Genomic DNA, 12,264 nt, shown 5'->3' with positions numbered 1-12,264 from the left:
CGCACCGGTCTTACGCGAGCAGCGACCGCAGCATCCACGCGGTCTTTTCATGCGTCTGCAGACGCTGCGTCAGCAGGTCGGCGGTCGGTTCGTCGCTCGCCGCATCGGCGATCGGGAAGATTTCGCGCGCGGTGCGCACGACGGTCTCGTGCCCTTCGACGAGCTGGCGGATCATCTCTTCGGCCGCCGGCACGCCGTTCGCCTCCGGCACCGACGACAGCTTCGCGAAATCGCCGAACGTGCCCGGCGCGACGACGCCGAGCGTGCGAATGCGCTCGGCGACCTGGTCGACCGCGAGCCACAGTTCGTTGTACTGCTCTTCGAACATCAGGTGCAGCGTGTTGAACATCGGGCCCGTGACGTTCCAGTGGAAGTTGTGGGTCTTCAGGTACAGCGAAAACGTATCGGCCAGCAGCCGCGACAGGCCGTCCGCGATTTTCTTGCGGTCCTTGTCGCTGATGCCGATGTTGATTTGCGTGGCGTTACCTTTCTTGGCCATCTTCGGGACTCCTCATTCGAAATGTTGAACCGGCGAAAATGCGGCGAGCAACCGGCATGCCGCCGCGCGGCGTCCGTCGCCACGTGCCAGTCTAGCGCGGCGAGCGAATCGCTGCGCTCAGCCGCCGGCACTCGAGACGATCGGCGCGAGCGCGTGCAGCGCCTGCGCGACCAGCTCGGCCGCACCGCCGACGACGATCGCGAATCCGACGATGTGCCGCGCCAGCCCGGCCGGCGTGCGCAGCTCGGGCGCCGCGAGCGCGGCGCGCATGTTCAGCACGATTTGCGTCATGGTCGTCACTCCTTCGACAAGACCTTGAATCGGAAGAAAAAACGGCCGGTCGTGCGACCGGCCGCTGCACGTTGCAACGTGACTGCGCTAGCGCGTCACGACGTTCACGCGAGGTCGAAACGGTCGAGGTTCATCACCTTGTTCCAGGCCGCGACGAAATCGCGCACGAACTTCTCGTTCGCGTCCGCGCTGCCGTACACCTCGGCCAGCGCGCGCAACTGCGAGTGCGAACCGAAGATCAGGTCGACGCGCGTGCCGGTCCACTTGACCTGGCCCGTCGCACGATCGCGCCCTTCGAACACGTCGTTCGCGGCCGACACCGGCTTCCACTCCGTGCCCATGTCGAGCAGGTTCACGAAGAAGTCGTTCGACAGCGTGCCCGGACGATCGGTGAACACGCCGTGCTTCGCATCGCCGACGTTCGCGCCGAGCACGCGCAGGCCACCGACGAGCACCGTCAGCTCCGGCCCGTTCAGCGTCAGCAGCTGGGCCTTGTCGACCAGCAGCGCCTCGGCCGGCGTCTTGTACGCGCTCTTCAGGTAGTTGCGGAAACCGTCCGCCACCGGCTCGAGCACGGCCATCGCGTCGACGTCCGTCTGCTCCTGCGAAGCGTCCATCCGGCCCGGTGCGAACGGCACCGTCACCGCGACACCGGCGCTCTTCGCGGCCTGTTCGACGCCGGCCGCACCGGCCAGCACGATCAGATCGGCGAGCGACACCTTCTTGCCGCCCGTCTGCGCATCGTTGAACGCCTTGCGCACGCCTTCGAGCGTCTCGAGCACTGCGGCGAGCGCGGCCGGCTGGTTCACTTCCCAGTCCTTCTGCGGCGCCAGGCGGATGCGCGCGCCGTTCGCTCCGCCGCGCTTGTCGGAACCCCGGAACGTCGAGGCCGACGCCCACGCGGTCGACACGAGCTGCGCGACCGACAGGCCCGACGCGAGCACCTTCGCCTTCAGCGCCGCGACGTCCGCATCATCGATCAGCGGGTGATCGACGGCCGGGATCGGGTCCTGCCACAGCAGTTCCTCGGCCGGCACTTCCGGGCCGAGATAGCGCGCACGCGGACCCATGTCGCGGTGCGTGAGCTTGAACCAGGCGCGCGCGAACGCGTCGGCAAACTCGGCCGGGTTCTCGTAGAAGCGGCGCGAGATCTTCTCGTAGGCCGGATCGAAACGCAGCGACAGGTCGGTCGTCAGCATCGTCGGGCGATGCTTCTTCGACGCGTCGAACGCATCCGGAATCACTTCGTCCGCGCCCTTCGCGACCCACTGGTGCGCGCCGGCCGGGCTCTTCGTCAGTTCCCATTCGTAGCTGAACAGGTGCTTGAAGAAGTCGTGGCTCCACTTCGTCGGCGTCGACGTCCACGTGACTTCGAGGCCGCTGGTGATCGCATCGTGGCCCTTGCCCGATGCGTACGCGCTCTTCCAGCCGAGACCCTGCAGCTCGATGCCCGCCGCTTCCGGCTCCGGACCGACGTCCGTCGCGGGGCCCGCGCCGTGCGTCTTGCCGAACGTGTGGCCGCCGGCGATCAGCGCGACCGTCTCTTCGTCGTTCATCGCCATCCGCGCGAACGTGTCGCGGATGTCGCGTGCCGCCGCGACCGGGTCGGGGTTGCCGTCCGGGCCTTCCGGGTTCACGTAGATGAGGCCCATCTGCACGGCCGCGAGCGGGTTCTCGAGATCACGGTCGCCCGAGTAGCGGCTGTTCGGGCCGCCGCTGAGTTCCAGCCAGATCTTTTCCGAACCCCAGTAGACGTCGTCCGGTTCCCACGTGTCGGCACGGCCGCCCGCGTAGCCGAAGGTCTTGAAGCCCATCGATTCGAGCGCGACGTTGCCGGTCAGGATCAGCAGGTCGGCCCACGAGATGTTGCGGCCGTACTTCTGCTTGATCGGCCACAGCAGCCGGCGCGCCTTGTCGAGGTTCGCGTTGTCCGGCCAGCTGTTCAGCGGCGCGAAGCGCTGCTGCCCGCCGCCCGCGCCGCCGCGGCCGTCGGCGATCCGGTACGTGCCGGCGCTGTGCCAGGCCATCCGGACGAACAGGCCGCCGTAGTGGCCGAAGTCTGCCGGCCACCAGTCCTGCGACGTCGTCATCAGCGCCTGCAGGTCGCGCTTCACCGCCGCGAGGTCCAGCTTCTTGAATGCTTGTGCGTAGTCGAAATCCTTGTCCATCGGATCGGACAGCGCCGAGTGCCGGTGCAGGATGTTCAGGTTCAGCTGGTTCGGCCACCAGTCCTTGTTCGACGTGCCGCCGGCCGCCGTGTGGTTGAACGGACATTTCGCTTCGGTCGACATGCTTTTCTCCTTTATTTGCTCGTAAGCCCCCACTTGCCGGGCGCGGTTCGTGGAGCATTGCGGGGGATGAAACGGGAATCTGGGGCACCGGAGCGGCGTGCGGCGGCACTCATCCGCCGTAGACACGATCCGCCAGGTATGCGAACGCAATCGGGCGCAGGCTGCGGGCCGCCACCCGCGCACGATTCAGGACTTCATCGCGCGACGGGATGTTCCGTTGCGCGTGCTGCAATACCGACCGCATCATGACATCCTCCTTTGACGCTTGCATTGACGGTGCGAATCGGGCTGGCGAGCCGACGCCGATCCATGTAGAAGAGTGTATCGATATCTATCGACTTTTGTAATTTAATTAAAATAATCTATGCGATAGGCAAAAATAAACGGGGTCGCAAGCCCCGTTCATCATGCCGTCATGCGTGCCGCAGCGCGCTCAGTTCATCGTCGCCGGCATGTCGAGCTTTGCGACGCCCGGCAGGTCGCACGCGGCGATCGCGTCGCTGATCGCGTCGATCGCCGGCATCCGCGTGAAGCTCTTGCGCCACACCAGCACGACGCGCCGATCGGGCACCGGTTCGTTGAACGGCACGTACGACAGCAGTTCGGCGTCGGGGCCGTTCGCGCGCGGGCCGATCTCGGCGACCGACATCCGCGGCAGCACCGTGATGCCGACCCCGCTCGCGACCATATGGCGAATCGTTTCGAGCGACGAGCCCTCGAAGGTCTTCTGGATGCCGTCGGCTGTTTGCGAGAAGCGCATCAGTTCCGGGCACACGCCGAGCACGTGATCGCGGAAGCAGTGCCCGTTGCCGAGCAGCAGCATGGTTTCCTGCTTGAGATCCTCGGCGTCGATCTCAGCGCGCTTCTCCCACGGATGGCCGGCCGGCAGCGCGACGACGAACGGCTCGTCGTACAGCGGCCGCACCATCAGGCCGGTTTCGGGAAACGGCAGCGCCATGATCGCGGCGTCGATCTCGCCCTGCTTCAGCAGTTCGAGCAGCTTCAGCGTGTAGTTCTCCTGCAGCATCAAAGGCATCTGCGGCACACGCTGGATCATCTGCTTGACGAGCGTCGGCAGCAGGTACGGCCCGATCGTGTAGATCACGCCGAGACGGAACGGGCCGACCAGCGGGTCCTTGCCCTGCTTCGCGATCTCCTTGATCGCGAAGGTCTGCTCGAGCACGCGCTGCGCCTGCGTGACGATCTGGTCGCCGATCGGGGTCACGCTCACTTCGCTCGCGCCGCGCTCGAAAATCTGCACGTTCAGCTCGTCTTCCAGCTTCTTGATCGCCACCGAGAGGGTCGGCTGGCTCACGAAGCAGGCTTCGGCCGCGCGACCGAAATGCCGCTCGCGCGCGACCGCGACGATGTATTTCAGTTCAGTCAGGGTCATTGTGGGTCAATCAGATATATACAGGCGATAGGTTTAATTTATACACCCACTGGGACCGATTCGCCAAGTTTCTCAGTATTGCAATGCGCCGAAGCGCGGCGAATTTCGATTTCCGGTCTAGCCCTCAATACGTCGATCACGCCTTCAGATACTGCTCCCGCGCGCCGAGCCAGCGGGCGAGATGCTGCGTGACGACGTCGGGATACGCGGCGATCAGCCGCGCCGCCGCGTCGCGGGCCGGGTCGATCAGCCAGCCGTCGGTCTCGAGGTTCGCGAAGCGCAGCATCGCCGCGCCCGACTGGCGCGCGCCGAGGAATTCGCCGGGGCCGCGGATCTCGAGGTCGCGCCGCGCGATCTCGAAGCCGTCGGTCGTCTCGCGCATCGTCTTCAGCCGCTCGCGGCCGGTGAGCGACAGCGGGCCCGTGTACAGCAGCACGCACACCGATGCCGCGGTGCCGCGCCCGACCCGGCCGCGCAGCTGGTGCAGTTGCGCGAGGCCGAAGCGCTCCGCGTGCTCGATCACCATAAGCGACGCGTTCGGCACGTCGACGCCGACCTCGATCACGGTCGTCGCGACGAGCAGCTGCACCTCGTTGCGCGTGAAGGCTTCCATCACGGCCGCCTTGTCGGCCGGCGACAGCCTGCCGTGCACGAGCCCGACCTTCAACTCGGGCAGGGCCGCGGCCAGCGTCTCGTAGGTTTCGACGGCCGTCTGCAACTGCAGCGTCTCGCTCTCCTCGATCAGCGGACACACCCAGTACACCTGGCGGCCAGTCAGCGCGGCCTCGCGCACGCGCGCGATCACCTCCTCGCGCCGCGCGTCGCCGACGAGGCGCGTCAGCACCGGCGTGCGGCCCGGAGGCAGCTCGTCGATCGTCGACACCTCGAGATCCGCGTAATACGTCATCGCGAGCGTGCGCGGAATCGGCGTGGCCGACATCATCAGCTGGTGCGGCTGGAAATCGCGCGCGCCGTTGGCCGCATTCGCGGCCTTCGCCCGCAGCGCGAGACGCTGCTCGACGCCGAAGCGGTGCTGCTCGTCGACGATCACGAGGCCGAGCCGCGCGAATTCGACCGTGTCCTGGATGATCGCGTGCGTGCCGATCACGAGCTGCGCGGTGCCGAGCGCCGCGGCCTCGATCGCCGCGCGCTTCTCCTTCGCCTTCAGGCTGCCCGCGAGCCACGCGACCGACACGCCGAGCGGCTCGAGCCACGCGCGCAGCTTGCGGGCGTGCTGCTCAGCGAGGATTTCGGTCGGCGCCATCAGCGCGGCCTGGTAGCCGGCATCGATCGCCTGCGTCGCGGCCAGCGCGGCGACGACCGTCTTGCCGCTGCCGACGTCGCCCTGCAACAGCCGCTGCATCGGATGCGGAAGCGTGAGGTCGTGCGCGATCTCGTCGACGACGCGCGCCTGCGCGCCCGTCAGCGTGAACGGCAGCGCCGCGTAGAGGCGCGTGGTCAGCGCGTCGGCATCGGTCGCGGCGCGACGCGGCATCGCGGGCGCCGTGCGCGTGCGGCGCTCCTCGTGCGCGCGCTTGAGCGACAGCTGCTGCGCGAGCAGCTCCTCGAACTTGATGCGCGTCCACGCCGGATGCGAGCCGTCCATCAGCGCGGCTTCGTCGGAATCGACGCCCGGGTGATGCAGGATCCGCACGGCCTGCGCGAGCGTCGGCACGCCGAGCGGCTTCAGGTAGTCGCGCTCGATCTCGGGCGGCAGCAGCTCGGGCAACGGCGTGCGCTCGACCGCGTTCTCGATCGCCTTGCGCAGATACGCCTGCGACACGCCGGCCGTGCTCGGATAGACGGGCGTGAGCACCTGCGGCAGCGGCGCATCGACTTCGACCACGCGCACGGCCGGATGCACCATCTCCATCCCGAAGAAGCCGCCGCGCACATCGCCGCGCACGCGCAGCCGCTGGCCGACGGCCATCTGCTTGACCTGCGAGCCGTAGAAATTCAGGAAGCGCAGCACGAGCTGCTCGCCGTCGTCGTCCTGGATCTTCACGACGAGCTGGCGGCGCGGCCGGTACGCGACTTCGTTGTCGAACACGACGCCTTCGGTCTGCGCGATGCCGCCCGGCAGCAGTTCGCCGATCGGCGTGAGCGTGGTTTCGTCCTCGTAGCGCATCGGCAGATGCAGCACGAGATCGATCGAGCGCGTGAGGCCGAGCTTCGCGAGCTTGTCGGCGGTCTTCACGGGTTTGTCGGCGGCCGGCTTCTTCTTGCGCTTCGCGCCGGATGCATCGGACGCGCCCGATGCCGCCGCAACGCCCGCCTCGTCGCTGCCGGCGCCCGGTTCGACGTCGGGCGCGGCGGCGGCCGGCTGCGCGAGCCGCCCGTCGGCGCCGCGCTTCGGCCCCGCACGCTTCGGCGCCGCGCGCGCGTCGGAGTCGCGCTCCCCCGCGCTTCGCGCGGGTAACGCGGCATCGTCCGCGTCGAACGGATCGGCGGAATCGGCAACGGCGGCGGAGGAACGGCGTGGTGACACAGGCATCGGATCGTCTGGGTGCTTCGCAAGGCAAGTACAATAGCGGCTTTCACGTCGTCCGAACGAACGACGCCGGCCAGGCCGCGCATCCCGCCATCATAGCGGCTCGCGCGCCCCAATTATGCGTTTCCGCCTTGTCGGCGGCGCCCGCCGGCCGTTTCGAACCAGCCCGCATGTTCACGCTTTCCGATTTCGATTTCAATCTGCCGCCCGAGCTGATTGCGCAAACCGCGCTGCCCGAGCGCACCGCGAGCCGCCTGCTCGAGGTCGACCATACCGTCGAGCCCGCGCGCCTCGTCGACCGCAACTTCGTCGAGCTGCCGTCGTGCATCGCGCCCGGCGACCTGCTCGTGTTCAACGATACCAGGGTGCTGAAGGCGCGTTTCTTCGGCCAGAAGGCCAGCGGCGGCAAGATCGAGGTGCTGATCGAGCGCGTGACCGGCACGCATACGGCGCTCGCGCAGATCCGCGCGAGCAAGTCGCCGGGCACCGGCACGACGCTGCGCCTCGCCGACGCGTTCGACGTGACGGTCGGCGAGCGCGTCGAACCGTTCTTCACGCTGCACTTCCCGCAGCCGTGTCTCACGCTGATCGAGCAGCACGGTCGCCTGCCGCTGCCGCCGTACATCGAGCACGATGCCGACGCGAACGACGAGACGCGCTACCAGACCGTCTACGCGAGCAACCCGGGCGCGGTCGCGGCGCCGACGGCCGGGCTCCATTTCGACCTGCCGCTGCTCGAGCAGCTCGACGCGATGGGCGTCGAGCGCGCGACGCTGACGCTGCACGTGGGCGCCGGCACGTTCCAGCCAGTGCGCGTCGAGAACATCGCCGAGCACCGGATGCACAGCGAGTGGTACGACCTGCCGCAGTCGCTCGTCGACAAGATCGCCGCGACCCGCGCGCGCGGCGGCAACGTGATCGCGGTCGGCACGACGTCGATGCGCGCGCTCGAAGCGGCGGCGCGCAGCGCCGACGAAGCGGGCCGCCCGCTCGCGGCGACGCAGGCCGAGACCGACATCTTCATCACGCCCGGCTACCGCTTCCGGGTCGTCGACCGGCTCGTCACGAACTTCCACCTGCCGAAGTCGACGCTGCTGATGCTGGTGTCCGCGTTCGCGGGCGTCGAGACGATCCGCGCGGCCTACCGGCACGCGATCGACGAACGCTACCGCTTCTTCAGCTACGGCGACGCGATGCTGCTCACGCGGCGCGACACGCCGGAGGCACCGCAAGCGTAAGCGCGACGGGCGCGACGGTCCCGCACCGCTTGACCGTCGCCCTCAGATTTCCCGCTGTGCGCGCCACGCTGGCGCGCACCCGCTTTTCCCGCCGCCGGGCATCCGGTGGCCTGTCCAACATGCGCCGGACTGTTTTCCGGTGGCAAGGAGAATGACGCGATGACCGAAGGTTCATCCCACGATACGCACGCGCCCGTGCAAGAGCGCCCGGCCAACGGGCTCGAATTCGAACTGCTGACGACCGACGGCCATGCACGCCGCGGCCGCGTGAAGCTCAACCACGGCGTGGTCGAGACGCCGATCTTCATGCCGGTCGGCACGTACGGCACCGTGAAGGCGATCCAGCCGCGCGAGCTGCACGAGATCAAGGCCCAGATCATCCTCGGCAACACGTTCCACCTGTGGCTGCGCCCGGGCCTCGACACGATCGATGCGCATGGCGGCCTGCACGGCTTCATGGGCTGGAACAAGCCGATCCTGACCGACTCGGGCGGCTTCCAGGTGTTCTCGCTCGGCGACCTGCGCAAGATCACCGAGGACGGCGTCACGTTCGCGTCGCCGATCAACGGCGACAAGCTGTTCCTGTCGCCGGAAGTGTCGATGCAGATCCAGAAGGTGCTGAACTCCGACATCGTGATGCAGTTCGACGAATGCACGCCGTACGCGACCAACGGCGTGCCGACGACGCACAAGGAAGCGGCCGACTCGATGCGCATGTCGCTGCGCTGGGCGAAGCGCTCGCTCGACGAGTTCGACCGGCTCGGCAACCCGAACGCCCTCTTCGGGATCGTCCAGGGCGGGATGTTCGAGGATCTGCGCGACGAATCGCTCGCGGGGCTGTCCGAGCTCGGCTTCCACGGCCTCGCGATCGGCGGGCTATCGGTCGGCGAGCCGAAGGAAGACATGATGCGCGTGCTGCGGCACGTCGGCCCGAAGCTGCCGGCCAACAAGCCGCACTACCTGATGGGCGTCGGCACGCCGGAAGACCTGGTCGAGGGCGTCGCAAACGGCATCGACATGTTCGACTGCGTGATGCCGACCCGCAACGCGCGCAACGGCTGGCTGTTCACGCGCTTTGGCGACGTGAAGATCCGCAACGCGACGCACAAGAACTCGCTGAAGCCGCTCGATGCGAGCTGCGGCTGCTACACGTGCCAGAACTTCTCGCGCGGCTACCTGCATCACCTGCACCGTGTCGGCGAAATCCTCGGCGCGCAGCTCAACACGATCCACAACCTGCACTACTACCTGCAGCTGATGGGCGAGATCCGCGACGCGATCGAAACCCATACGTTCGACGCGTTCCGGCAGCGCTTCGCGGAGGATCGTGCGAGAGGGGTCGACTGACGCGGCCGGCTGCCCGCGCCGCCGCCCGCACCGCGGCCCGTCACATCGGACGCGTACTAAATAACGCGTTCCAGGTGCCGGTCGCGACCGCGAAACATTACAATTGCCTTTCCAAACAAGTCGCAACGGTGCGGGTTCATGCTTTAACAGCTTGATCCGAAAGCGCATTTGCCGCGCCGTTTGCGCATGGGGCCGGTGGTAGAATAACCGGCTTATTTTTCGATCTTCCCCTACGGAGAGACCAACGTGCCGTTCATTTCCAATGCCTTCGCGCAAGGCGCCGGTGGCGCCGAATCGAGCCTGATGAGCTTCCTGCCGCTCATCCTGATGTTCGCGGTGCTGTACTTCATCATGATCCGTCCGCAGATGAAGCGTCAGAAGGAACACCGCAACATGCTCGCGGCCATGGCGAAGGGCGACGAAGTCGTCACGAGCGGCGGCCTCGTCGGCAAGGTGACGAAGGTCACCGAAGGCTACATCGGCGTCGAAATCGCCGAAGGCACCGAAATCACCGTGCAGAAGGCCGCCGTCACGACCATTCTGCCGAAGGGCACGATCAAGTCGCTGTAAGGCTCGCTGTAAGGCTTTTACCGAGCGTCCGGCTCCCCGCGCCGTGCCCGCCTGAGAGAGCGGGCCGCCGCGGCGCCGGACGCGACGCTTTCACGCCAACCACCCGTTCGGCCCCCTCATGAATCGTTATCCACTCTGGAAATATGTCGTGATGGTCGTGGCGCTCGCCATCGGCTTTCTGTACACATTGCCCAACTTCTTCGGCGAAGCGCCGGCGGTGCAGGTGTCGAGCGGCAAGGCCACGGTCAAGCTCGACTCGACCACGCTGACCCAGGTCGAATCCGCGCTCGCGTCCGCGCAGATCAAGCCGGACGACATCACCTTCGAGAACACGGCGTCCAACGCGAACATCCGCGTGCGCCTGAAGGACACCGATACGCAGCTGCGCGTCAAGGACCTGCTGCAGAAATCGCTGAACGCCGATCCGAACGATCCGCAGTACGTCGTCGCACTGAACCTGCAGAGCGCGTCGCCGCGCTGGCTGACCGCGTTGCACGCGCTGCCGATGTATCTCGGCCTCGACCTGCGCGGCGGTGTCCACTTCCTGCTCCAGGTCGACATGACGGGCGCGCTGACGAAGAAGCTCGACTCCGACGCATCCGACGCACGCGCGCTGCTGCGCGACCGGAACATCCGCGACGGCGGCGTGAGCCGCGTCGACCAGTCCGTCGTCGTCAACTTCAGCGATGCGCAAACGGCCGAAGACGCCCGCAAGGTGCTCGCTGCCTCCGTCACCGAACTGCAATGGGCGACCCAGCCCGGCGGCGGCGGCACGCAGGTCGTCGGCACGTTCACGCCGGCCGTGCAGAAGTCCGTCGAGGACGCCGCGCTCAAGCAGAACCTGACGACGCTCCACAACCGCGTGAACGAACTCGGCGTGTCCGAGCCGATCCTGCAGCAGCAGGGCAGCGACCGTATCGTCGTCGAGTTGCCGGGCGTGCAGGACACCGCGAAGGCGAAGGACATCATCGGCCGCACCGCGACGCTCGAGGCGCGCCTCGCCGATCCGATCAACACGCACCCGAACCCGAACGACCCCGTGCCGCCGGGCGAGGAGCTGTTCACGCAGGGCAACCAGGCGCCTGTGCTGCTGAAGAAGGAAGTGATCTTCACCGGCGACCGCATCATCGATGCGTCGGCCGGCTTCGACGAACACCAGCGTCCGTCGGTCAACATCCGCCTCGACTCGGCGGGCGGCCGCTCGGTGCGCGCGGTGTCGCGCGAGAACATCGGCAAGCCGATGGCGATGGTGCTGTTCGAGAAGGGCAAGGGCGAAGTGCTGACGGTCGCGACGATCCAGTCCGAACTCGGCGACCGCTTCCAGATCACGGGCCAGCCGACGCCGCAGGCAGCGGCCGACCTCGCGCTGCTGCTGCGCGCCGGTTCGCTCGCCGCCCCGATGGACATCATCGAGGAACGCACGATCGGCCCGAGCCTCGGCGCGGACAACATCAAGATGGGCGTCCACTCGGTGATCTGGGGCTTCTGCGCGATCGCCGTGTTCATGATCGCGTACTACATGCTGTTCGGCGTGATTTCGGTGATCGGCCTGTCGGTGAACCTGCTGCTGCTCGTCGCGGTGCTGTCGCTGATGCAGGCGACGCTGACGCTGCCGGGTATCGCGGCAATCGCGCTCGCGCTCGGTATGGCGATCGACTCGAACGTGCTGATCAACGAGCGCGTGCGTGAAGAACTGCGCGCCGGCCAGCCGCCGCAGCTCGCGATCCAGTCCGGCTACGCGCATGCGTGGGCGACGATTCTCGACTCGAACGTCACGACGCTGATCGCCGGCCTCGCGCTGCTCGCGTTCGGCTCGGGCCCGGTTCGCGCGTTCGCGATCGTGCACTGCCTCGGCATCCTGACGTCGATGTTCTCCGCGGTGTTCTTCTCGCGCGGGCTCGTCAACCTCTGGTACGGCGGCCGCAAGAAACTGAAGTCGCTCGCGATCGGCCAGGTGTGGAGGCCGGAAGGCGCCACGGCCGGCGCATCGTTCACCGCGGCCGACGAATCGACCGACACCGCGCGCGCCGCGAAGCTCGCCGCCCCCGCGAAGGGCAACGCATCGCGCGCCGGCAAGCCGCAGCTGCGCAACCGCGCGCAGCAAGGCGTGTCGCCGAAGAAACCGGGCTCGACCCAATAAGGCC

At 67.3% G+C, this 12,264-nt stretch carries 9 protein-coding genes; 4 read left to right on the top strand and 5 right to left on the bottom strand.

Features of this window, described 5'->3' with window-relative positions; genetic code table 11:
• Window positions 1-10: 10 nt before the first annotated feature.
• The 5 genes from dpsA to recG all read right to left on the bottom strand — a co-directional run bounded on the left by dpsA (window position 11) and on the right by recG (window position 6,968).
• Window positions 11-499, bottom strand: a complete 489-nt coding sequence (dpsA, locus tag BAMB_RS03145; RefSeq protein WP_011656014.1) for a non-specific DNA-binding protein DpsA — start codon at window positions 497-499, stop codon at window positions 11-13.
• Window positions 500-616: 117 nt separating this feature from the next.
• Window positions 617-790, bottom strand: coding sequence for a hypothetical protein (locus BAMB_RS35135; protein ID WP_011656013.1), 174 nt, complete (start codon window positions 788-790; stop codon window positions 617-619).
• 104 nt (window positions 791-894) lie between these two features.
• A complete protein-coding gene (gene katG / locus BAMB_RS03140) occupies window positions 895-3,081 on the bottom strand; it encodes a catalase/peroxidase HPI (protein WP_011656012.1) in 2,187 nt (728 codons plus the stop codon).
• Between the two features lie 433 nt (window positions 3,082-3,514).
• Window positions 3,515-4,474, bottom strand: coding sequence for a hydrogen peroxide-inducible genes activator (locus BAMB_RS03135; protein ID WP_011656011.1), 960 nt, complete (start codon window positions 4,472-4,474; stop codon window positions 3,515-3,517).
• A 136-nt stretch (window positions 4,475-4,610) separates the two neighbouring features.
• Window positions 4,611-6,968, bottom strand: a complete 2,358-nt coding sequence (recG, locus tag BAMB_RS03130; protein WP_011656010.1) for an ATP-dependent DNA helicase RecG — start codon at window positions 6,966-6,968, stop codon at window positions 4,611-4,613.
• A 167-nt stretch (window positions 6,969-7,135) separates the two neighbouring features.
• Between recG and queA the strand changes: the two genes are divergently transcribed.
• The 4 genes from queA to secD all read left to right on the top strand — a co-directional run bounded on the left by queA (window position 7,136) and on the right by secD (window position 12,260).
• Window positions 7,136-8,203, top strand: a complete 1,068-nt coding sequence (gene queA, locus BAMB_RS03125) for a tRNA preQ1(34) S-adenosylmethionine ribosyltransferase-isomerase QueA (protein ID WP_011656009.1) — start codon at window positions 7,136-7,138, stop codon at window positions 8,201-8,203.
• A 159-nt stretch (window positions 8,204-8,362) separates the two neighbouring features.
• A complete protein-coding gene (tgt, locus tag BAMB_RS03120) occupies window positions 8,363-9,550 on the top strand; it encodes a tRNA guanosine(34) transglycosylase Tgt (RefSeq protein WP_011656008.1) in 1,188 nt (395 codons plus the stop codon).
• A 246-nt stretch (window positions 9,551-9,796) separates the two neighbouring features.
• Window positions 9,797-10,120 (top strand): preprotein translocase subunit YajC, encoded by a 324-nt coding sequence (yajC, locus tag BAMB_RS03115; RefSeq protein ID WP_006476868.1) that lies wholly within the window; start codon window positions 9,797-9,799, stop codon window positions 10,118-10,120.
• 118 nt (window positions 10,121-10,238) lie between these two features.
• Window positions 10,239-12,260, top strand: a complete 2,022-nt coding sequence (secD, locus tag BAMB_RS03110) for a protein translocase subunit SecD (protein ID WP_011656007.1) — start codon at window positions 10,239-10,241, stop codon at window positions 12,258-12,260.
• The last annotated feature ends 4 nt before the right edge of the window (window positions 12,261-12,264 follow it).

This window comes from Burkholderia ambifaria AMMD (assembly GCF_000203915.1).
In the GTDB taxonomy this organism is placed as follows: Bacteria; Pseudomonadota; Gammaproteobacteria; order Burkholderiales; family Burkholderiaceae; genus Burkholderia; species Burkholderia ambifaria.
This window is presented reverse-complemented; position numbering and strand designations above follow the sequence as displayed.

Bases quoted from the DNA above. Each gene is read 5' to 3' on its own strand.
- queA (WP_011656009.1), top strand. From the start codon at position 7,136: ATGTTCACGCTTTCCGATTTCGATTTCAATCTGCCGCCCGAGCTGATT.
- tgt (WP_011656008.1), top strand. From the start codon at position 8,363: ATGACCGAAGGTTCATCCCACGATACGCACGCGCCCGTGCAAGAGCGC.
- BAMB_RS35135 (WP_011656013.1), bottom strand. From the start codon at position 790: ATGACGCAAATCGTGCTGAACATGCGCGCCGCGCTCGCGGCGCCCGAG.
- dpsA (WP_011656014.1), bottom strand. From the start codon at position 499: ATGGCCAAGAAAGGTAACGCCACGCAAATCAACATCGGCATCAGCGAC.
- secD (WP_011656007.1), top strand. From the start codon at position 10,239: ATGAATCGTTATCCACTCTGGAAATATGTCGTGATGGTCGTGGCGCTC.
- recG (WP_011656010.1), bottom strand. From the start codon at position 6,968: ATGCCTGTGTCACCACGCCGTTCCTCCGCCGCCGTTGCCGATTCCGCC.
- BAMB_RS03135 (WP_011656011.1), bottom strand. From the start codon at position 4,474: ATGACCCTGACTGAACTGAAATACATCGTCGCGGTCGCGCGCGAGCGG.
- katG (WP_011656012.1), bottom strand. From the start codon at position 3,081: ATGTCGACCGAAGCGAAATGTCCGTTCAACCACACGGCGGCCGGCGGC.